This window comes from Xanthomonas albilineans (assembly GCF_009931595.1).
Classification (GTDB): domain Bacteria; phylum Pseudomonadota; class Gammaproteobacteria; order Xanthomonadales; family Xanthomonadaceae; genus Xanthomonas_A; species Xanthomonas_A albilineans.
In genome coordinates, this window is record NZ_CP046570.1 from 385,001 (window position 1) to 405,365 (window position 20,365).

Consider the following 20,365-nt stretch of genomic DNA (forward strand, 5'->3'; position numbering starts at 1 on the left):
GCCTGCGAAGGTGGATTGAGAAGTCTGCTGGAGGTATCGGAAGTGCGAATGCTGACATGAGTAACGATAATGCGGGTGAAAAACCCGCACGCCGAAAGCCCAAGGTTTCCTTGCGCAACGTTAATCGGCGCAGGGTGAGTCGGCCCCTAAGGCGAGGGCGAAAGCCGTAGTCGATGGGAAGCAGGTTAATATTCCTGCACCTCGCGTAAGTGCGATGGAGGGACGGAGAAGGTTAGGTGTACCGGGCGTTGGTTGTCCCGGGGAAAGGCGGTAGGTTTGGATCCTTGGCAAATCCGGGGTCCTTTAAGACCGAGCACCGAGACGAGTCTTTGAGACGAAGTCACTGATACCACGCTTCCAGGAAAAGCTCCTAAGCTTCAGCTTACGCAGACCGTACCGTAAACCGACACAGGTGGGTAGGATGAGAATTCTCAGGCGCTTGAGAGAACTCGGGTGAAGGAACTAGGCAACATGGCACCGTAACTTCGGGAGAAGGTGCACCCTTTTTGGTGGCTCGTGCGAGCTATAGCTGAAGAGGGTCGCAGAAACCAGGCCGCTGCGACTGTTTATCAAAAACACAGCACTCTGCAAACACGAAAGTGGACGTATAGGGTGTGACGCCTGCCCGGTGCTGGAAGGTTAATTGATGGGGTCAGCCGCAAGGCGAAGCTCTTGATCGAAGCCCCAGTAAACGGCGGCCGTAACTATAACGGTCCTAAGGTAGCGAAATTCCTTGTCGGGTAAGTTCCGACCTGCACGAATGGCGTAACGACAGCGGCGCTGTCTCCACCCGAGACTCAGTGAAATTGAAATCGCTGTGAAGATGCAGCGTTCCCGTGGCAAGACGGAAAGACCCCGTGAACCTTTACTATAGCTTTACACTGAACGTTGAGTTCGTCTGTGTAGGATAGGTGGGAGGCTATGAAACCATGGCGCTAGCTGTGGTGGAGCCATCCTTGAAATACCACCCTGTCGTGCTTGACGTTCTAACCTAGGTCCGTAATCCGGATCGGGGACCGTGTATGGTGGGTAGTTTGACTGGGGCGGTCTCCTCCTAAAGAGTAACGGAGGAGCACGAAGGTACGCTCAGCGCGGTCGGACATCGCGCACTGTGTGCAAAGGCATAAGCGTGCTTGACTGCAAGATCGACGGATCAAGCAGGTACGAAAGTAGGTCTTAGTGATCCGGTGGTTCTGTATGGAAGGGCCATCGCTCAACGGATAAAAGGTACTCCGGGGATAACAGGCTGATACCGCCCAAGAGTTCATATCGACGGCGGTGTTTGGCACCTCGATGTCGGCTCATCACATCCTGGGGCTGTAGTCGGTCCCAAGGGTATGGCTGTTCGCCATTTAAAGTGGTACGCGAGCTGGGTTCAGAACGTCGTGAGACAGTTCGGTCCCTATCTGCCATGGGCGTTGGAGATTTGAGAGGGGCTGCTCCTAGTACGAGAGGACCGGAGTGGACGAACCTCTGGTGTTCCGGTTGTCACGCCAGTGGCATTGCCGGGTAGCTATGTTCGGAAGCGATAACCGCTGAAAGCATCTAAGCGGGAAGCGCGCCTCAAGATGAGATCTCCCGGGACACAAGTCCCCTAAAGGAACCATGTAGACTACGTGGTTGATAGGTCAGGTGTGTAAGTGCAGCAATGCATTGAGCTAACTGATACTAATGATCCGTGCGGCTTGACCATATAACCTCAAGGTGCTTCCAAAGCATTCCTTAGCACGACACACGTCGAATGCTTCACAATCGCTCGCTACATCACACCCCATGAGAGGCTGGCGCCATCCCGTCCTCGGTACCCATAAAAACAGTACCGAACGACAACGGCGACACTCCAACCGTCTCCCTGGTGAAATTAGCGCTGTGGAACCACCCGATCCCATCCCGAACTCGGAAGTGAAACGCAGCTGCGCCGATGGTAGTGTGGCTCAAGCCATGCGAGAGTAGGTCATCGCCAGGGGCTTCACCCCTAATCCCCGTCCCTAAAAGACGGGGATTTTTTATTGCACCATCAAAAGCCAAACGCTCCACAATGCTGATAAGACACGTGCTTGCGACGTCTCCCCGCCCTGAGTAGCGGCCGGGTTTCCTGTGAGGCGTCCATCCCAAAACCTCCAAGCCCATACCCCGCATGCTGCCTCCACAGCGGCACTCTTGGGCTGGGGGATACATCACATTGGCCGCACCGCAGAGGATGTGGGGTGGCTAGCTAGAACCCTGCGGTGTTGGAGCCGGCATGCGTCAGATGCTTTCTTCATTGAGCACGTCCACCGCAAAGATCATGAAATCCATCTCAGAGAATGCGCATCGCAGCGTTCTAACCGATGATGGGTGCTTTTCATGCCATCCCCCTTAGACTGAGCAGAATCTGGTAGTCGCTTGATGGGGAAGTACTTGTATCGAGCGATGTGTTTTGCCGTTCCTTTCCACTGACACGAGGGCTTTCGCATGAGCCAAGCCAATGGATACGCTGCCCTGGCATCCGATCAGCCGCTGATCCCTTACGCGTTCGAGCGTCGTGTGGTTGGCGCCCAGGATGTCCGCATCGAAATCCTTTACTGTGGGGTCTGCCATTCCGATTTGCACACTGCTCGCAACGAATGGCATAACACCCAGTACCCGTCCGTGCCCGGCCATGAAATCGTCGGGCGCGTTACGGCGGTGGGTCATCAGGTCGATGGGTTCAAGGTTGGTGATCTGGCGGGTGTCGGTTGCATGGTCGACAGCTGCCGCCATTGTGCTTCTTGTGCCGATGGCGAGGAGCAGTACTGCGAGAACGGTTTCGTGGGCACCTACAACGGTCCGATGTTCGGTGGCGAAAATACCTATGGCGGCTATTCGGATCACATCGTGGTCGACCAAAAGTATGTGCTCCACATCCGCCACGGCGCACAACATCTCGCGGCTGTGGCACCGCTGCTGTGTGCAGGCATCACCACATATTCGCCGCTGAATCATTGGAAGGTCGGGCCAGGCAAGAAGGTTGGCATCGTCGGCCTTGGGGGGCTCGGACACATGGGCGTAAAGATCGCGCATGCGATGGGTGCGCACGTGGTGCTATTCACCACCTCGGCGGGCAAGCGCGACGACGCGCGGCGTCTCGGTGCCGACGACGTCGTGATATCCAAGAACGCGGAAGAAATGGCTGCCCATGCCAACAGTTTCGATTTCATCCTTAACACGGTGGCGGCCCCGCACGATCTGGATGCTTTCCTGAACTTGCTCAAGCGCGATGGCACCATGACTCTGGTTGGCGCGCCGGCCGAGTCGCATCCCTCCCCTGGAGTCTTCAACCTGATCATGAAGCGTCGCCAGTTGGCCGGCTCATTGATTGGCGGTATTCGCCAGACCCAGGAGATGCTGGATTTTTGTGCCAAGCACGGGATCGTGTCCGATATCGAGACGATCGAGATGGCGCAGATCAATGAAGCGTATGAGCGTATGCTCCGCGGCGATGTGAAGTATCGCTTCGTCATCGACATGGCTAGCCTGCCGAAAGCCAAGCACGCAGCGTGATGTCGCGCCAGCAGGTTAAGCCATGCCAATGAGATCCGGGTGGGTGGCCGGAGCTTTTTCGTAGAGGCCATGACATTCGCTTGATCGGCAGGGGGACGCATCCGCGAGAGCGCCGTCGGCTCACAGGAGGCAGGGACGACGGCTATGGCGCAGTGGCCGAATTCAGCGAATGGGGATGGACGAAAATCCGAAGATCAGCATGGCTGATGCGGTCGTTGCAGCTGTCGCCGCCTGTCTATATCAGCACCCTACCCAGGCACGCTGATAGCGCGGAACCTTGGAGGCGGGCAGCAATCGATCAGGTGCCGGAGGCCGACGCGGCCGGCTTGCTTTTTTTGATCATCTTGTCCCGGGATGCTTTGAATGGATTGTTCGGATACCAGTTCGGCCAGATGCCGCTGCTTCCCAATGCCGTGCCGATTGCATACACCGCTTGCAGGTCTTCCATCACACCATCGAGTTTCCAAAGTGTCGAATCGTATTCGTTGGCCGGCGTATGGTAACGCTTGGCGTAGGCTGCGGACGCGCGCCGCCCGGCTTCGATGCCGCCGCTGCAGCCAAGCACAACACGAGCATACGGGACATGCGGGCTTCTGGTGTCGAGGTAACTTCCGAATTCTATAAGCAAGCCGCATGTCCACGCCTCGCGCCCCCGAGGCGTTCGGCTTAGTTTTTCGGTGCAGTGTCGGTGTCGAACGATTGTGCGGTGGCGCCGCTGATCGGCCCGATCTTGGCGCTGCGGTGGACGTACAGCGTGACCTTGCGCTCGAACCTCAGCGGACCGTCGATCACCGCATGTGGTCCAACGATGACACGCGGCGTGCGTGTGGGGTTGAACGACATGCTGAAGCTTGGCTTGTTGATCGTGATTCCGCCGCCGAGATGTGCGTCATGGCCTACGGTGATGTCGCCGTTGACGGTCTCGATGCCGCGATCCAGTTGTATGGCGATCACGCCGATGCTGCCGTTGACGCTCTCGATCCCGCCGCTGACGCGCCCGCCGCTATTGACGAAAATGCTGCCGTTGACCGTTTTGATGGAGCCACCGATTTGCGCACGTTCGCCGATGTTGATGCCACCGTTGACTGTGGACAGACTTTGGGTCTGGGCGTTATCGGCAATTCTGACATCGCCGTTGACCGTCTCCACATTGCCTACGTGTGCGTTGTGTTCGACGCTGATGTTGCCGTTGACGATGTCCAGGTTGCCGTATTGCTTGCCGGCGATAGCCGTGATGTTGCCGTTGACCTTGCTGATGTCGTCGGCCGCCAGCGCGGAGCCGGCCGTTAGGGCCATGGCCAACAGTATCACCGGATGCATCCGCTTCATTTTCAACCTCCCCCAACACCGGCTATCCGGCAGCGACCAATTGTGTGGGCATCACAACACGCTTCGCTACAATCCACACCTGCCTGAAGTCACTGGATCCAACCTTGCCCGCAGCCACTTCCGTTTATTCGCGCTCCGCTTCGCTCGGTGCGGCGTGTGGCTATGCTGGCGGGCAGCGGCATAGGGCGATACGTTTTGTGACGGCGGCGGTACTTTTGCTGGCTGTGGGCCTGGTTGCTGCACAGAACCCACGCGACGCCGAGCGCCGTCTGGAGAAAGTACGCGGTGAATTGAAGAGCGTGGCCGAGGAGCGGCATCAGTTGGAGGGTAAGCGCGGCGACGCCGCAAGGCAGTTGCGTGACGCCGACGAAAAGGTCGCCGCCAGCGGACGTAGCCTGGCACAGACCCAGCAGGCACTGCGTCAGCATCAGCAGACCCTGGCCGAACTGGAGCACAAACGCGATGCATTGCGCGCCAGTTTGACCCGCCAGCGCGCCGAATTGGCGCAATGGCTGCGTGCCGCCTATGCCATCGGTGACAATGCACCGTTGAAGCTCTTGCTGGCGCAGGATCGCGTGGCCGATGCCAACCGGCTACTGACCTATCACCGGTATCTGCAGCGCGAACGTGCGCAACGCATCGCCAGCTTGACCCACGAATTGCAGGCACTCGAACAGGTGCAGCGCGATGTCGCGCAGCAGCGGCAGCAGCTGAGCGAAGCGCAGCGTCGTCAGCAAGAGCAGGCGGCCGCATTGCAGCGTGACCGCAAGCAGCGCGCCAGCGTGGTGTCGGAACTGGATCAGCGTTATCAGGATCGTAGCGAGCGCGAGAAAGCGCTCGGCCAGGACGCGAAGGCCCTGGAGACCCTGCTAGCCAATCTGCGCGCGGCCGCTGCGCGTGCCGAGGCCGAGCGGCGTGCCGCGGCCAGGCGTGCAGCGGCCGAACAGGCCGCGCAGGCCAAGGCGGGCAATAACCCGCACGGTGGCGGCAAGGTCCCGCCCAAGGTGGTGGCCTCGGCACCACCGTTGAAGGTCGGTGGGCTTGGCTGGCCATTGTCCGGCGACCTGCTCGCGCGTTACGGCGGCCGGCTGCCCGATGGACGCACCAGCAATGGTGTGCTGATCGCTGCGCCAGCCGGCAGTACCATCACGGCGGTTGCCGATGGCACGGTGGTGTTCTCGGAGTGGATGACCGGTTACGGCATGATCCTGATCGTGGACCATGGCAACGGCTACATGAGCCTGTACGCGCACAACGACACCTTGTTGCGCGATGCCGGCGACCGGGTCAAACGTGGGGATCCGGTGGCCAAGGTCGGTAACTCCGGCGGTCAGGGGCGCCCGGCGTTGTACTTCGAATTGCGTCACAACGGCCAGCCGGTGGATCCGGCGTCGTGGCTGCAGCGACGCTGAACTGCAGCATCGCAGTGCGGGTCAACGCGAATCCAGGGTGATTTCGCGCATAATCGTGGTCACTGTGCCGTGGATGGCGCAGGCCTTCCCCAATCGGAGTGCTTCATGCGCGTAGTCCTGTCCGTAGCCCTGTTGCTTGCTCTGGCGCCGCTGCCACTGATGGCGCAGCATGCCGCCACGCAGACATCCACGGCACCGGCGGCCAGCGCCGATGATCCCGATGCCACCGAGTCGGCCGCGTCGAAGGTGCCGCTGGACGAAATCCGCCGCTATGTCGCGGTCTACAACGCGGTGAAGGAAGCCTACGTCGATCCTGTCGACGACAAGAAACTGATGCAGTCTGCGATCCGTGGCCTGTTGCTCGATCTCGATCCGCACAGTACCTATTTCAGCAAAGAAGACGCCGAAGCATTCGATGAGCAGACCAGCGGTGCCTACGATGGCATTGGCGTGGAATTGCTGCAGCTGCCGGATAACACCCTCAAGGTGGTGTCGCCGATCGACGACACCCCGGCCGCGCGCGCCGGCCTGCGCTCGGGCGACATCATTATCGCCATCGACGGCAAGCCGATCAGTGCGATCAAGGCGATGGAACCATTGCGTGGCCAGTCGGGCAGCAAGGTCGTGTTGACCATCGAGCGCGACAAGGTGAATAAACCCTTCGACGTAACGCTGACTCGGCAGACCATCCGCGTGGCCAGTGTGCGCAGTCGCATGCTGGAGCCGGGCTACGGCTACATCCGCATCAGCACCTTCCAGGCCGATACCGGCGCAGATTTCCGCAAGCAGCTACAGCAGTTGCTTTCTAAGGCGGGCGGCAAACTGCGTGGCCTGGTGCTGGATCTACGCAGCAATCCCGGCGGACTGCTGACCGCAGCGGTCCAGGTGGCCGACGACCTGCTCGACAAGGGCACCATCGTCAGCACGCGCGGGCGCATCTCGGTCAGCGATTCCAAGTTCGATGCCACCCCCGGCGATCTGCTCAACGGCGCACCGATGGTGGTGCTGGTGGACGCTGGATCGGCCAGTGCCTCGGAAGTGCTCGCTGGCGCGCTGCGCGACAACAAGCGCGCACGCATCGTCGGCAGCCGCACCTTCGGCAAAGGCTCGGTACAGACCGTGCTGCCGCTGGACAACGGCGATTCGGTCAAGCTGACCACGGCACGCTATTACACCCCCAGTGGCAAGTCGATCCAGGCCAGCGGCATCGTCCCCGATGTGGTGTTGCACCCTGAAGGCGAGGCGGAGGATGCGGACAAGCCGGCGGCGATTGCGGACTACAGCGAAGCCACGTTGCCGGGTCATCTGCGCGGCGACGACGAGGGGGCCGAGGGGTACAGTGCCGGCGACCCGCTCCCGGGCGATGCGCCGATCGCGCAGGCGCTTGCCGAACTGAAACAGCCTGGCGCGGTGGCCAGGGCCGCCGCAGCCAAGCCGCTCAAGTCGAAATCCAAGCCGACGGCGGCACCGGCGCACAAACCGGGTACACCCTCGACCAAGTCTGCGCCGCAGACGCCTGCGCACGGCAAGACCGAACCCGAAAAACCTGAGCCAGTAGCGCCGACGCCTGGTTCCTGAGCCAGTGGCGCCGCGTGGCCGTCCCCCGTGCAGGCGTCGGTATCGCTCTGCCGATTAGCCCTGCGTCAGCACCTCGGGATTGGCGAGATGCTGCGGTGCCCCTGCGGCGAAGGCCAGCACGTTGTCGAAGGCAGCGCCGAAGTACAGTTCGTAGCTGGACTGCTCGACGTAGCCCAGGTGCGGTGTCGCCAGCACCTGCGGATGCCGTAGCAGCGGGTGCTGCGGATCCAGCAGCGGTTCCTGTTCGAACACGTCCAGCGCTGCCTGTCCCGGATGTCCGGCCGCCAGCGCCGCCAGCAGTACGCCGGGGGCGAGCAGCTCGGCACGGCTGGTGTTGACCAACAGCGCATCGGGCTTCATGCGCAGCAGATCGTCCAGCACAATTTGGTGGCGGGTGGCCGCGACCAGGCGACGGTGCAGGCTGAGCACGTCGCTGTCGGCGAACAGGGCGGCGCGGCTGGCGGCGATCTCGAAACCGTCGGCGCGCGCATGCGCGCAGGTATCCTTGCCACCCCAGACCTGCACGCGCATGCCGAATGCACGGCCGTAAGCGGCGACGCGACGCCCAATCTTGCCGTAGCTCCACACGCCCAGGGTCAGTCCTTCCAGGCTGCGGCCCAGGCCAGCATCGCCGGTGGCCTGCCAGCGCCCAGTCAGCAACGCGTCGCGGTATGCAGGTAGGCGCCGGCTGGCCGCCATCAGGAGCGCCCAGGTCAGTTCTGCTGGCGCCACCGGCGAACCGACACCTTCGGCGACAGCGACGCCGCGTGCGGTGCATGCGGCCAGGTCGATGTGCTCGCCGATCCTGCCGGTCTGGCTGATCAGGCGCAGGGAAGGCAGCCGCGCCAGCAGCGCGGTATCGATGCGGGTGCGCTCGCGGATCAGCACCAGCGCCTCGGCCTCGCCAGCGTGGCGAACGAGGGTATCGGGATCGGGCGACGGCGCGGTCAATACTTGCACGCGATGCCCCAGCAGCCGATGGAAGCATGAGAGGTGCCGTACCGCATCCTGATAATCGTCGACGACCAGGATGCGCATCGGATCAGCGTGGTTTGCCGGGCATCGGGAATGGCGTGACCACCTTTTCGCCGGTGGCCGCCTCGCGGATCGCCGACGGGCCCTTCTTTTCCACCTGTTCGATCCGCACGATGCTCTGCATCGGCAGGTGCAACGTCTTGGTGTTGCCGAACTCTTCGCGCAGTCGTTCCTCGGTGGGATCGATCACCAAACCATCGTGCACATCGAACAGCAGCGCGCCGATTTCGGTGAATCCCCACAGATGGCTGCTGCCGACGTGCTGTGCATACAGTTCGTAGACCTTGCCGTGGTTGAGGAAGGTCACTTTGTAGAGGTGTTTGAACATGCCCGCAGTATAAGACGCCACTGTCGCCGGACCAGGCTCAGAAGGCGTTGCGCTTGTCCGGCGTAGCGCGCACGTACAACCCGTAACCGATGCCGAAGGCGAAGCCGGTCAGGTGCGCCGACCATGCCACCATGCCGAATGCCGGGCCGATGTAGGCGAACACGACCTGCAATACGACCCAGGTACCGATCAGCAGCGAGGCGGGGGCACGGACGAACTCCAGGAACAGCCCGAGAGGCAGAACCACGCCGAGCTTGGCGCGCGGGAACAGTGCCAGATAGGTGCCGATCAAGGCAGAGACCGCGCCGCTGGCGCCGATGATGACCCGATCCGGGGTGTCGATCGCGAATACGGCCGCCAGGTTGGAGATCGCACCTCCGCTCAGGAACAGCAGCAGGAAGCGCCACGGACCCAGCACACGTTCGGTGGGCAGGCCGAAGATCAGCAGGAACACCAGGTTGCCGAGCAGGTGCGACCAGTCGGCATGCAGGAACAGTGCGGTGAACAGGCGCAGCACGCTGCCGTCATGCAGGGTTGCCAGCCAGTCGCGCGGGCTGACGCCGGTCGACAGCGCGCCCCAGTCCAGCCACAACGTCACGCGGGCTTCATTGGGGAGATTGATGGACCACAGGAAGGCGAGCCATATCGCTGCCAATAGCAGCGGCGCGGCCCAGCGCAGCTTGGTCCGTTCGCGAGTGGGGATGGAGACGAACATGCGAATACCGGAAAGCTTCGGATGGCAAAGATACCGGGCTTCATACGACAGGACATAGGCGGGCTCCATACGAACCTGAACGGAGCATGTTGTTCATGCGGAATATTGTTATAGTTAAGTTAAAGCAAGGCGTTATGCAGCATAACGCGCGGTATGTCCGAAGGGGGCCAGGATGCATCGTCCGGCTTCTCAGGCCAGCAATGCGCAGGCGCGAACACAGATTTCCCTTTAGTCCGGAGAGAAGATCCATGCAAAACGCAACCCAGTTCGTCCGTTTCACTGCACTGGCCGTGGGTATCGTCGGTGCACTGACCATGGGTCAGGCACATGGCGCCGCATTTCAGCTCAAGGAAAACAGCGCCAAGGGGCTTGGTCGTGCTTTCGCCGGTGCCGGGAGTGCGCCTGACGACGCTTCCATCATCGCCGTGAATCCGGCGGGCATGCGCCAACTCGATGGCTCGGTGTTCCAGGCCGACGTCAGCGCCATTCAGTTCTCCGCCAAGTACCGGGGCAATGGCGGTACCTATGCCAACGGTGCGCCGATCTCCGGTGGCAATGGCGGCGACGCCGGCATGATCGCCCCGGTCCCGGCGTTCTACTTACACATGCCATTCGGCGCAGACAACAACATGCATTTCGGCACCTCGCTGACCGTGCCATTCGGTTTCAAGACCCAATACGACCGCGATTGGGTTGGTCGCTACAACGGTGTCAAGACCGAATTGCAGACGATCGACTTGAACGCCGCTTTCTCCTACGACGTCAATCCGTACGTATCCTTCGGCGCATCGGTGTTCGCCGAGCGTTTGAACATCGATCTGACCAACGCCATCGATTTCGGCACCATCCTGGCTTCACGTCGGGTGCCGGGTTTCACGCCGGGCAGTGTCGACGGTTTCTCGCGTCTCAAGGGCGACAACACCGCGGCCGGCTTCACTCTGGGTGGCTTGTTCAGCGTCGATGAGAATACCCACATCGGTTTCAGCTACCGGTCGCAGGTGAAGCACAAAATCACCGATGGTGACGTCGATTTCACCGTCTGGGGCAATGTCGCCACCGTGCTGGCCGTTGCTGCGCCGGGCACCTTTGTCGACACCAAGGGCCGTGCCACGGTCAAGCTGCCGGCCAGCGCCACCGCCAGCTTCACCCACAACGTCAACGAGCAGTGGACGGTGATGGCCGACGTCACCCGCACCGCCTGGAAAAAGTTCGACAAGATCACCGTTGACTTCGCTTCCAATCAGCCCGAAAACACGCTGCTGTTCTCCTACCGCGATACCACTTCCGTCGCACTTGGCACCGAATACCGCATGAGCGACACCCTGACGTTGCGCGGCGGTGTGGCTTACGACCAAACCCCGACCACCGATCAGCACCGCGACGTGCGCGTACCGGACCAAAGCCGCAAATGGGCTTCGCTGGGTCTGACTTGGAAGCCGTCTCAGCAGGTGGAGTACAGCGTTGGCTACACTCATCTGTTCATCAACGATCCGAGGGTCGCCACCACCAGTGCGACGGGAAACACGCTGGTCGGCCATTACGACCTGAACGGCAACGTGTTGGCGGGCTCGGTCAACTACAAGTTCTGATCGCAACCGCTGCGCCGATCATGAAAAAGCCCCGCTTCTGCGGGGTTTTTTCTGCGACGTTCGCTTCTCCTCGTGCGGTTCTGCATCGCTCCATGCGAAGCGAGGCAGGCAAGGTTGATCGTCTTGTCCAGGCACGCTTGCCGCGATCGCTGCGTGCAGGCGGCATGGACTGGCGACGCCAACCGTGGGTCGCTCAATCGCCGAGCGTCAGCAGCGAGGCATTTCCGCCGGCGGCGGTGGTGTTGACGGTCACCACCTTCTCGGTCGCAAAGCGCAGCAGGTAGTGCGGGCCGCCGGCTTTGGGACCGGTGCCGGATAACCCCTGGCCACCGAAGGGTTGCACCCCGACCACCGCGCCGATCTGGTTGCGGTTGACGTAGACGTTGCCGACCGCCACGCGCGCGGCGATGCGCTCGATGGTTTCGTCGATGCGCGAGTGTACGCCCAGGGTCAGGCCGTAGCCGGTGGCGTTGATCTGGTCGATCACCGCGTCGAGCTGGTCGGCCTTCCAGCGGATCACGTGCAGCACCGGGCCAAAGACCTCGCGCTGCAATTGCGCCAGCGATTGCAATTCGTAGGCGCGCGGGGCGAAGAAACTGCCGTGTGCGGTGCTGTCGTCGGTGGCGGTCACGGCAATCAAGCGTGCTTCGCGGTTCATGCGCGCGGCGTGCTCGGTGAGTAGTTGCAGCGCGTCGGCGTCGATGACCGGGCCGACATCGGTGGACGGCAGGCCCGGATCGCCGATCTTCAGTTCGGCCATCGCACCCGCCAGCATGGTCATCACCTTGTCGGCAATGTCGTCCTGCACGAACAGCACGCGCGCGGCCGAGCAACGCTGGCCGGCGGAAATGAAGGCGCTGGCGATTGCATCCTTGACCACCGCTTCCGGCAGCGACGAGGAATCGGCGATGAAGGCGTTTTGGCCGCCGGTTTCGGCGATCAGCACGCCGATGGCGGCTTCGCGCGCGGCCAGCGCACGGTTGATCGCGCGGGCGGTCTGGGTGGAGCCGGTGAAGGCGACACCGGCCACGCGTGGATCGCGGGTGAGTGCGGCACCGACGGTGGCGCCATCGCCTGGCAGGAACTGCACGACCGCTTCCGGCACGCCCGCCTCGTGCAGCAACTTCACCGCGGCGTGACCGACCAGGTTGGTCTGCTCGGCGGGCTTGGCGATGACGCTGTTGCCGGCGGCCAACGCCGCGGCGACTTGGCCGAGGAAGATCGCCAACGGGAAGTTCCAGGGACTGATGCACACGAACACGCCGCGACCGTGCAACTGCAGTTCGTTGGATTCGCCGGTCGGCCCCGGTAACCGCTCGGGCGCGCCGAACTGGGCGCGTGCTTGGCCAGCGTAGTAGCGCAGGAAATCCACCGCCTCGCGCACTTCGGCGACGCCGTCGGGCAAGGTCTTGCCGGCTTCCTTGACGCACAGCGCCATGAACTCGGGCATCCGCGCTTCCAGCAGGTCGGCGGCGTGTTCGAGGATGGTGGCGCGGCTGGCGGCGGGAGTGCGGTTCCAGGTCGGTTGTGCGTTGACGGCATTGGCGAGCGCTTTTTCCACGCTCGCGGCATCGGCTGGCTGCCAGCGGCCGACGATCTCGCGGCGGTCGGCCGGATTGGTCACTGGCAGCGATTCGCTGGCGATCACCGCGCCGGGTACCAGCGGTACGGCGTGCCAGGGTTTGAGCGCGGCGTTGAGTTGATCGGCCAGTGCGCGCAGGTCGTTGTCGTTGGCGAGGTTGACGCCCATGGAGTTTTTCCTGTTGTGGTGCTGGCTGCGCAGCAGGTCGACCGGCAGCGGAATCTTCGGATGCGGGATGGACGCGAACGCGGACACGGCCTCGATCGGATCGCGGATCAGCTCCTCGATGGCCACGTTCTCGTCGGTGATGCGATTGACGAAGCTGGAATTGGCGCCGTTTTCGAGCAGGCGCCGCACCAGATACGGCAGCAGGTCCTCGTGCGAGCCGACCGGCGCGTACACGCGGCAGGGCACCCCCAGGCGATCGGCGGGAATGACCTCGGCGTAGAGGTCATCGCCCATGCCGTGCAGCTTCTGGTGCTCGTAGTCCCTGCCGTTGGCGATGGCGCGCACCGCCGCGATGGTCTGCGCGTTGTGCGTGGCGAACATCGGATACAGCGCGTCGCTGTGCGCGAACAGGCGCTTGGCGCAGGCCAGATAGGACACGTCGGTATTTTGCTTGCGGGTGAATACCGGGTAGCCAGAATGGCCCTCGACCTGCGCGCGCTTGATCTCTGCATCCCAGTAAGCGCCCTTGACCAGGCGCACCGGAATACGGCGGCCAACGCGGCGCGCCAGATCGGCAAGAAAGTCGATCGTATACGGTGTACGCTTCTGATACGCCTGCACCGCCAGGCCGTAGCCTTCCCAGCCGTCCAGCGATGGATCGGAGAAGGTGGCCGCGATGATGTCCAACGACAGTTCCAGACGGTCGGCTTCTTCGGCATCGACGGTGTAGCCGATGCCGTAGGACTTGGCCAACTGCGCCAGCTCCAGCACCCCCGGCGCCAGCTCGGCCATTACCCGTGCGCGCTTGGCGTGCTCGTAGCGCGGGTATAGCGCGGAGAGTTTGATCGAGATGCTGGGCGCGGCGAACACCGCCTCCTTGCCGGTGTCGCGTTGGCGTTGCGTGGCGAAGTGCGTGCCGATGGCGTGAATCGCCTGACGATAGGCATCCAAGTAGCGCTGTGCGTCGCGCATGGTCAGCGCGCCTTCGCCGAGCATGTCGAAGGAATAGCGGTAGTGCGCGTTGTCGCCCTTCTTCGAGCGCGCCAACGCCTCGCCGATGGTGCGGCCCATGACGAACTGGTGGCCCATGATCTTCATCGCCTGACGCACCGCCAGCCGGATCACTGGCTCGCCGACGCGGCCGATCAGGCGTTTGAATGCGCCGGCCACGTCGGCACGGGTGAGGTCGTTGATCTGTACCAGCTTGCCGGTGAGCATCAATCCCCAGGTGGAGGCATTGACGAGGATCGAATCGCTCTCGCCCATGTGCTTCTTCCAGTCCGCGTCGCCGAGCTTGTCGCGGATCAGCTTGTCGGCGGTGTCCTGGTCGGGGATGCGCAGCAGCGCTTCGGCCACGCACATCAGCAGCACGCCTTCCTCGCTGCCGAGGTCGTACTGGCGCATGAACGCTTCGATCGCGCCCTGGTGCTGCGCACGGGCGCGCACGCGAGTGACCAGATCGGCGGCCAGCGCCTGTACCTTGGTCTGGTCGGCGGTCGGCAGGCGGGCTTGTTCGAGCAGTTCGCGCACGTGTTCGGCTTCGTCCTTCAGCCAGGCGGCGGTGATCGCGGCGCGCAAGGCGTGCGCTGCGGGGGGAAGTTCGGGGGCGAGCAGCGGCGAAGGCAACGCCGATGGCATCGTCGAGGGAGAGCCGGCGCCAGACAGAGCGTTCATGCGGGAAAGGCCAGGGATGGAAGCGATCATTTTATGTCAGTGCCCGCGTCGGCTGGGTGTGGCCGGCAGCGTCGACGGCTGTGATGCCGGGCGACATGGCGTGCCGATCTGGTTGCATTGCAGCATTTTTTTGTGATGCACCCGCGCTTGCCGCGGGGCAGGCCCAGGGCTACCATCCAGGCGTACTCGCGACTTGAAGGCGAGGCGGTTCGGAAGCGCGGTTCGACATGATCGAAATGTTTCCGTTTTCTCCGGAGGGGTCGGGTGCGCAGCTGCGGCTGCGCCCGCCGCGGGCACTCAACGCCCGGCAGTTCGTCTTGTTGTTCGCTGCGCTCGCCGGGGCGATGTGGGCCGTAGCAGCGATTGGGTGGCTCGCAGGTAATGTGTTCGCGCCTGTATTCGCCTTGTTGCATAGCATGTTGGTCGCGCTGGCGCTGCGCTGGTCATGGCGTGTGGGCGAGCGCGAAGAAGATATCCGGGTGGGTCCGGCTTGTGTGGAAGTGACCCGTCCGAATGCGGGAACGCCAGCGTTCCGCGCCCATCCGCATTGGGTGCGGTTGCGGATCGAAGGCGACGACAGGGTGGTGCTGGCATCCAGCGGCAAGCAGGTTCGGGTGGGCGAGTTCCTCGGTCCCGACGAGCGCCGCGAACTGGCGCAGACCCTGCAAGGCTTGCTGGCGGCCGCGACTGGCCGCAACCGATGACACGCCAAGGGGTCTAGGCAATGAAGCAATGCGGCAGGTGGGTGCAACAGGCAATCAAGGCAGGAATGGCGCTGGTGGCGGTAGTGACCGCGCCGCTGGCGTGGGCGCAGGCGGCCGATCCGAAGCCGTGGCAGCTCAACATGGGCCGTGGCGTCACCCAGAGCGCACACAATGCCTATGCTGCCCACATGCTCGCATTGTGGGTATGTGTGGTGATTGGTGTGCTGGTGTTCGGCGCGATGGCGTATGCGCTCTTCACCTTCCGCAAGTCCAAGGGTGTGGTGCCGGCGCAGTTCACCCACAACACCAAGGCCGAGATCGTCTGGACGGTGATTCCGGTGTTGATCCTGATCGTGATGGCATGGCCGGCCACGGCCAAGCTGATCGCGATGTACGACACCCGCGATGCCGAAATGACGGTGAAGATCACCGGCTACCAGTGGATGTGGCGTTACGAATACCTGGGCGAGAATGTGTCCTTCACCAGTCGTCTGGCGCGCAGTTCCGACCGCATGCGCCAGAGCGGCGCGGTGCCGACCGTCGAACACGATCCGCACTATCTGCTGGACGTGGACAACCGCTTGGTATTGCCGGTGAACACCAAGGTACGCTTCCTGATCACCGCCGACGATGTGATCCATGCTTGGTGGGTGCCGGCGCTGGGCTGGAAGCAGGACGCCATTCCCGGGATCGTCAACGAGGCCTGGACCAGCATCGACACGCCGGGGGTGTACCGTGGTCAGTGTGCTGTCCTCTGTGGCAAGGATCACGGCTTCATGCCGATCGTGGTCGAGGCGATGAACAAGCAGGATTTCCGCAAGTGGCTGGCGTCGCGCAAGCCAGCGCCGGCCGCCGCAGCGCCGGCGTCCACTCCGGCTCCGGTGGCCGCTCCAGCCGCGCCCGCGGCGGTGTCCGCTCCGGATCATGCGGCGGCGCCGACGGTGCCACCGCAGGCACAACAGTCGCGCCCGCGTCCTCGTCCCGGTTCGCACGTGATCGTGCAAACCACCTGATTCCCAGCCTTCCTTTCCTGAGGTAGCCGCCATGGCCCATTCCGCAGTCGATCACCACGACGAGCACGGGCATTCGCAGAGCTTCGTCGCACGTTGGTTCTTTTCCACCAACCACAAGGACATCGGCACGCTGTACCTGCTCTTCAGCTTCACCATGTTCGTCATCGGTGCAGCGATGAGCGTGGTGATTCGTGCCGAGTTGGCGCAGCCGGGGTTGCAGTTCGTCAAGCCCGAGTTCTTCAACCAGATGACCACCGTGCATGCGCTGGTGATGATCTTCGGCGGGGTGATGCCGGCCTTCGTCGGCTTGGCCAACTGGATGATCCCACTGCAAATCGGCGCGCCGGACATGGCGTTGCCACGCATGAACAATTGGTCGTTCTGGCTATTGCCAGTGGCGTTCACCTTGCTGCTGTTGACCCTGTTCCTGCCCGGTGGTGCGCCAGCCGCCGGCTGGGCGATGTACCCGCCGTTGATGCTGCAGGGTGGTTACAACGTGGCCTTCTCGGTGTTCGCCATCCATGTGGCCGGCATCAGTTCGATCATGGGGGCGATCAACATCATCGCCACTGTGCTCAACATGCGCGCGCCGGGCATCTACCTGCTGAAGATGCCGATCTTCTGCTGGGCCTGGCTGATCACCGCGTTCCTGCTGATCGCGGTGATGCCGGTGCTGGCCGGCGCGGTGACCATGCTGCTGACCGACAAGTTCTTCGGTACCTCGTTCTTCAATGCGGCCGGCGGCGGCGACCCGGTGATGTACCAGCATATTTTCTGGTTCTTCGGGCATCCGGAGGTCTACATCATGATCCTGCCGGCGTTCGGCGTGATCAGCGAGATTATTCCCACCTTCAGCCGCAAGCCGCTGTTCGGTTACCAGGCGATGGTCTATGCGATCGCGGCCATCGCGTTCCTGAGCTTCATCGTCTGGGCCCACCACATGTTCACCGTGGGCATGCCGCTGGGTGGCGAGATCTACTTCATGTTCGCCACCATGCTGATCTCCATCCCCACCGGGGTGAAGGTATTCAACTGGATCAGCACGATGTGGCGAGGCGCGATGAGCTTCGAGTCGCCGATGCTGTGGGCGGTGGCGTTCGTCATCCTGTTCACCATCGGTGGTTTTTCCGGGCTGATGCTGGCGATCGTGCCGGCCGACTTCCAGTACCACGATACGTATTTCGTGGTTGCGCATTTTCATTATGTGTTGGTCACCGGCGCGGTGTTCGCGCTGATCGCGGCGGTGTACTACTGGTGGCCGAAGTGGACCGGGCGCATGTACAACGAGAGCTGGGCCAAGTTCCATTTCTGGTGGACGATGCTGTTCGTCAACCTGCTGTTCTTCCCGCAGCACTTCCTCGGTCTGGCCGGTATGCCTCGGCGTATTCCGGACTACAACGTGGTGTTCGCGGACTGGAACCTGGTCAGTTCAATCGGCGCGTTCGGCATGTTCGTCACCCCGTTTTTGATGGCCTCGATCCTGCTGGCGTCGCTGCGCAACGGCGCGCATGCGCAGGCGCGTGTGTGGGAAGGCGCGCGCGGCCTGGAATGGACGGTGCCGTCGCCAGCGCCGGCGCATACCTTCACCCTGCCGCCGGTGCTCAAGCCCGGTGATCTGGCCCACGACGACATCGGCCACTGATGACTGCCCAGCCGCCACTCGACGAGTTGGTCCTGCGCCGCAAACGTGCGGCGCGTACCGCCCTGGTGGTCGGCGTGGTCGCGCTGGCAATCTACGTCGGCTTCATCCTCTCCGGGGTGTTGGGCCGATGAACGCGCCGGCACCGCACGTGCACAGCAGTGCCGGATTGTTCAAGCTGGTCGGTGTGGCGCTTGCTGTGTTCGTGCTGACCTTTTCGCTGGTGCCGTTGTACCGTATCGCTTGCGAGAAGGTGTTCGGCATTCGCCTGGAGCGCGGTCCGGGCGAAGGTCAGCAGGCGCGCGCGCCGCTGGTCGACAAGCGCACGGTCAAGGTGCAGTTCGATGGCGGGGTGAATTCCAAGCTGCCGTGGTCGTTCCATCCGGAGCAGATGACCATGGAGGTGATCCCCGGCCAGCTCAATCAAGCGCTGTACTACGCACGCAACGAAAGCGGTCGCGCCATCGTCGGCAGCGCGGTGCCATCGGTGGCGCCGGCACGCGCCTCCGGTTATTTCACCAAGACCGAGTGTTTCTGCTTCACCGCGCAGACCTTGCAGGCCGGAGAGCAGCGCGACATGCCGGTACGCTTCATCGTCGATCCCAACCTGCCGCGCGACATCACTACCATCACTCTGTCCTACACCTTCTACAAGAACGATGCGCTGAGCAAGGAACTGCAATCGCCGAGACTGGCCGGTTCCGCACGCGCAGCTCTCTGACACCCGACCGGAATGCCTGCCATGGCCCAACCCAGCACCGACGCCACCGCCTATTACGTGCCCAGCCAGAGTCGTTGGCCGTTCATCGGTTCCATCGCCATGTTTCTGACGATGATTGGCGTGGCCAGTTGGCTCAACGACGCGGCCTGGGGCCAATGGACGTTCTTCGCTGGCATCGCGATGTTGCTGGCGACACTGTTCATGTGGTTCGGCGATGTGATCCGCGAGTCCATCGCCGGGCACTACAACCGTCAGGTCGACGTGTCGTTCCGGATGGGGATGGTCTGGTTCATCTTCTCCGAGGTGATGTTCTTTGGCGCGTTCTTCGGCGCGCTGTTCTATACCCGTACCTTCATCCTGCCGATGCTGGGCGGCGATAGCTATCGCGTGATGACCAACGCGCTGCTATGGGACGGGTATTCCGCGGCGTGGCCGACCAACGGGCCAGGGGCGATCGGCGGGCACTTCCAGACCATCGAGGCTTGGGGATTGCCATTGATCAACACGCTGATCCTGCTCAGCTCCGGAGTGACCCTGACCATTGCCCACCATGCGCTCAAGGCGGGGCAGCGCACGCGCCTTCTGGTGTTCCAGGCGCTGACCGTGTTACTGGGGTGTACGTTCCTGTATTGCCAGGGCGAGGAATACATCCACGCCTACAACGAGCTCAATCTCACGCTGGGATCGGGCATCTATGGTTCCACTTTCTTCATGCTCACCGGCTTCCACGGCGCGCACGTGCTGCTGGGAACGATCATGCTGCTGGTGATGTGGTTGCGCGCGGCGCGCGGGCACTTCAGTCGCGATCATCATTTCGCTTTCGAGGCAGCTGCCTGGTATTGGCACTTTGTCGACGTGGTGTGGTTGGCGCTGTTCCTGTTCGTGTATGTGCTTTGAGATCGCGAGCCGGTTTACGCGAGATTGCGAGAATGTGCGTCATGCGGGCGTTCCGGATTTTCTAGCGGCGCGAGTTTGCCGAATGGCGATGCATCGTGGCTGCAAACCGTCTCGAAACGGCCGCTAGGGCACGGCGGTTTGGTTTTCGACATGCGTTCCTTTTCCCGTGCATCCCATCGCTTGATCGCGATGGTGTGCCGCGCGGCATGGCAGCTGTTCTGCTTCTTACTGCCCCAGCCCGTGCGGCTTGATCGTGCCGGTGTAGATGCCCAAGATCACCAATAAGATCAGGCAGACCGACAAACCGATGCGCCAGGTCAATGCGTTCACCGTGCGCTTGCTCTGGCCGCGGTCCACCAACAGGTAGTACAGACCGGCGCCGAGGTTCCATAGGATGACCAGCAGGAACGCGACGATCAGCAGGGTTTTCAGTGAGTCGTTCATGGGCGTCTCGGCGCA

The 20,365-nt window shown here is 62.5% G+C and carries 17 protein-coding genes and 2 rRNA genes (1 of these 19 only partly in view); 12 read left to right on the forward strand and 7 right to left on the reverse strand.

The genetic code is table 11. The features are described from left to right. The 3 genes from XaFJ1_RS01610 to XaFJ1_RS01620 all read left to right on the forward strand — a co-directional run. A 23S ribosomal RNA gene (locus XaFJ1_RS01610) occupies positions 1-1,693 on the forward strand; it begins 1,186 nt to the left of the window's first position. Between the two features lie 158 nt (positions 1,694-1,851). Next, positions 1,852-1,966, forward strand: a 5S ribosomal RNA gene (gene rrf, locus XaFJ1_RS01615). A gap of 488 nt (positions 1,967-2,454) precedes the next feature. Further along, entirely contained in the window at positions 2,455-3,522 is a 1,068-nt protein-coding gene (locus XaFJ1_RS01620; protein WP_012914942.1) for an NAD(P)-dependent alcohol dehydrogenase, read from the forward strand. A gap of 298 nt (positions 3,523-3,820) precedes the next feature. Here XaFJ1_RS01620 and XaFJ1_RS01625 read toward each other — a convergent pair whose 3' ends face one another. Both XaFJ1_RS01625 and XaFJ1_RS01630 read right to left on the reverse strand, forming a co-directional pair. After that, positions 3,821-3,970 (reverse strand): hypothetical protein, encoded by a 150-nt coding sequence (locus XaFJ1_RS01625; RefSeq protein ID WP_155393051.1) that lies wholly within the window; start codon positions 3,968-3,970, stop codon positions 3,821-3,823. A 218-nt stretch (positions 3,971-4,188) separates the two neighbouring features. Continuing rightward, entirely contained in the window at positions 4,189-4,851 is a 663-nt protein-coding gene (locus tag XaFJ1_RS01630) for a DUF4097 family beta strand repeat-containing protein (RefSeq protein WP_012914944.1), read from the reverse strand. Between the two features lie 197 nt (positions 4,852-5,048). Between XaFJ1_RS01630 and XaFJ1_RS01635 the strand changes: the two genes are divergently transcribed. Then, the gene (locus tag XaFJ1_RS01635) at positions 5,049-6,263 is read left to right on the forward strand and encodes a murein hydrolase activator EnvC family protein (RefSeq protein WP_012914945.1); all 1,215 of its coding nucleotides are present in this window, start codon (positions 5,049-5,051) and stop codon (positions 6,261-6,263) included. 105 nt (positions 6,264-6,368) lie between these two features. Beyond that, the gene (locus XaFJ1_RS01640) at positions 6,369-7,841 is read left to right on the forward strand and encodes a S41 family peptidase (RefSeq protein WP_012914946.1); all 1,473 of its coding nucleotides are present in this window, start codon (positions 6,369-6,371) and stop codon (positions 7,839-7,841) included. Between the two features lie 54 nt (positions 7,842-7,895). Here the strand turns inward: XaFJ1_RS01640 and XaFJ1_RS01645 are convergent, their stop codons facing one another. From XaFJ1_RS01645 to XaFJ1_RS01655, 3 genes are read right to left on the reverse strand one after another with little or no spacing between them, the layout of a single operon-like run. Continuing rightward, positions 7,896-8,879 carry a D-2-hydroxyacid dehydrogenase family protein gene (locus tag XaFJ1_RS01645; RefSeq protein ID WP_012914947.1) on the reverse strand — a complete coding sequence of 328 codons (984 nt, stop codon included), beginning with the start codon at positions 8,877-8,879 and terminating at the stop codon, positions 7,896-7,898. A gap of 4 nt (positions 8,880-8,883) precedes the next feature. Then, the gene (locus XaFJ1_RS01650) at positions 8,884-9,204 is read right to left on the reverse strand and encodes a DUF1820 family protein (protein WP_045756693.1); all 321 of its coding nucleotides are present in this window, start codon (positions 9,202-9,204) and stop codon (positions 8,884-8,886) included. Between the two features lie 37 nt (positions 9,205-9,241). Next, a complete protein-coding gene (locus tag XaFJ1_RS01655) occupies positions 9,242-9,919 on the reverse strand; it encodes a rhomboid family intramembrane serine protease (RefSeq protein ID WP_012914949.1) in 678 nt (225 codons plus the stop codon). 248 nt (positions 9,920-10,167) lie between these two features. On the opposite strand from XaFJ1_RS01655, the gene XaFJ1_RS01660 reads away from it, so the two are divergent. Continuing rightward, positions 10,168-11,508 (forward strand): outer membrane protein transport protein, encoded by a 1,341-nt coding sequence (locus XaFJ1_RS01660; RefSeq protein ID WP_012914950.1) that lies wholly within the window; start codon positions 10,168-10,170, stop codon positions 11,506-11,508. Positions 11,509-11,701: 193 nt separating this feature from the next. On the opposite strand, the gene putA is transcribed toward XaFJ1_RS01660, so the two are convergent. After that, the gene (gene putA / locus XaFJ1_RS01665; RefSeq protein WP_045756695.1) at positions 11,702-14,932 is read right to left on the reverse strand and encodes a bifunctional proline dehydrogenase/L-glutamate gamma-semialdehyde dehydrogenase PutA; all 3,231 of its coding nucleotides are present in this window, start codon (positions 14,930-14,932) and stop codon (positions 11,702-11,704) included. 227 nt (positions 14,933-15,159) lie between these two features. On the opposite strand from putA, the gene XaFJ1_RS01670 reads away from it, so the two are divergent. From XaFJ1_RS01670 to XaFJ1_RS01690, 6 genes are all read left to right on the forward strand, one after another. Continuing rightward, a complete protein-coding gene (locus XaFJ1_RS01670) occupies positions 15,160-15,636 on the forward strand; it encodes a DUF2244 domain-containing protein (protein WP_012914952.1) in 477 nt (158 codons plus the stop codon). Positions 15,637-15,701: 65 nt separating this feature from the next. Further along, on the forward strand, positions 15,702-16,649 hold the full coding sequence (gene coxB, locus XaFJ1_RS01675) for a cytochrome c oxidase subunit II (protein WP_425509571.1): 948 nt from the start codon (positions 15,702-15,704) through the stop codon (positions 16,647-16,649). Between the two features lie 31 nt (positions 16,650-16,680). Beyond that, a complete protein-coding gene (ctaD, locus tag XaFJ1_RS01680) occupies positions 16,681-18,291 on the forward strand; it encodes a cytochrome c oxidase subunit I (RefSeq protein ID WP_012914954.1) in 1,611 nt (536 codons plus the stop codon). Beyond that, a complete protein-coding gene (locus XaFJ1_RS16340) occupies positions 18,291-18,422 on the forward strand; it encodes a hypothetical protein (protein WP_012914955.1) in 132 nt (43 codons plus the stop codon). The genes ctaD and XaFJ1_RS16340 overlap by 1 nt, the downstream gene beginning before the upstream one ends. Further along, positions 18,419-19,009 carry a cytochrome c oxidase assembly protein gene (locus tag XaFJ1_RS01685; protein WP_012914956.1) on the forward strand — a complete coding sequence of 197 codons (591 nt, stop codon included), beginning with the start codon at positions 18,419-18,421 and terminating at the stop codon, positions 19,007-19,009. Before XaFJ1_RS16340 ends, XaFJ1_RS01685 begins: the two co-directional genes overlap by 4 nt. Positions 19,010-19,030: 21 nt before the next feature. After that, positions 19,031-19,906 (forward strand): cytochrome c oxidase subunit 3, encoded by an 876-nt coding sequence (locus XaFJ1_RS01690; protein WP_012914957.1) that lies wholly within the window; start codon positions 19,031-19,033, stop codon positions 19,904-19,906. A 225-nt stretch (positions 19,907-20,131) separates the two neighbouring features. Here XaFJ1_RS01690 and XaFJ1_RS01695 read toward each other — a convergent pair whose 3' ends face one another. Beyond that, entirely contained in the window at positions 20,132-20,350 is a 219-nt protein-coding gene (locus XaFJ1_RS01695) for a twin transmembrane helix small protein (protein ID WP_012914958.1), read from the reverse strand. Positions 20,351-20,365 lie beyond the last annotated feature (15 nt).

What these genes read in the sequence shown, in the direction of transcription:
- XaFJ1_RS01670 (WP_012914952.1), top strand. Translation starts at nt 15,160, where the DNA reads ATGATCGAAATGTTTCCGTTTTCTCCGGAGGGGTCGGGTGCGCAGCTG.
- XaFJ1_RS01630 (WP_012914944.1), bottom strand. Translation starts at nt 4,851, where the DNA reads ATGAAGCGGATGCATCCGGTGATACTGTTGGCCATGGCCCTAACGGCC.
- XaFJ1_RS01655 (WP_012914949.1), bottom strand. Translation starts at nt 9,919, where the DNA reads ATGTTCGTCTCCATCCCCACTCGCGAACGGACCAAGCTGCGCTGGGCC.
- XaFJ1_RS16340 (WP_012914955.1), top strand. Translation starts at nt 18,291, where the DNA reads ATGACTGCCCAGCCGCCACTCGACGAGTTGGTCCTGCGCCGCAAACGT.
- XaFJ1_RS01640 (WP_012914946.1), top strand. Translation starts at nt 6,369, where the DNA reads ATGCGCGTAGTCCTGTCCGTAGCCCTGTTGCTTGCTCTGGCGCCGCTG.
- coxB (WP_425509571.1), top strand. Translation starts at nt 15,702, where the DNA reads ATGGCGCTGGTGGCGGTAGTGACCGCGCCGCTGGCGTGGGCGCAGGCG.
- XaFJ1_RS01695 (WP_012914958.1), bottom strand. Translation starts at nt 20,350, where the DNA reads ATGAACGACTCACTGAAAACCCTGCTGATCGTCGCGTTCCTGCTGGTC.
- putA (WP_045756695.1), bottom strand. Translation starts at nt 14,932, where the DNA reads ATGAACGCTCTGTCTGGCGCCGGCTCTCCCTCGACGATGCCATCGGCG.
- XaFJ1_RS01620 (WP_012914942.1), top strand. Translation starts at nt 2,455, where the DNA reads ATGAGCCAAGCCAATGGATACGCTGCCCTGGCATCCGATCAGCCGCTG.
- XaFJ1_RS01625 (WP_155393051.1), bottom strand. Translation starts at nt 3,970, where the DNA reads ATGGAAGACCTGCAAGCGGTGTATGCAATCGGCACGGCATTGGGAAGC.
- XaFJ1_RS01660 (WP_012914950.1), top strand. Translation starts at nt 10,168, where the DNA reads ATGCAAAACGCAACCCAGTTCGTCCGTTTCACTGCACTGGCCGTGGGT.
- XaFJ1_RS01650 (WP_045756693.1), bottom strand. Translation starts at nt 9,204, where the DNA reads ATGTTCAAACACCTCTACAAAGTGACCTTCCTCAACCACGGCAAGGTC.
- ctaD (WP_012914954.1), top strand. Translation starts at nt 16,681, where the DNA reads ATGGCCCATTCCGCAGTCGATCACCACGACGAGCACGGGCATTCGCAG.
- XaFJ1_RS01645 (WP_012914947.1), bottom strand. Translation starts at nt 8,879, where the DNA reads ATGCGCATCCTGGTCGTCGACGATTATCAGGATGCGGTACGGCACCTC.
- XaFJ1_RS01685 (WP_012914956.1), top strand. Translation starts at nt 18,419, where the DNA reads ATGAACGCGCCGGCACCGCACGTGCACAGCAGTGCCGGATTGTTCAAG.
- XaFJ1_RS01690 (WP_012914957.1), top strand. Translation starts at nt 19,031, where the DNA reads ATGGCCCAACCCAGCACCGACGCCACCGCCTATTACGTGCCCAGCCAG.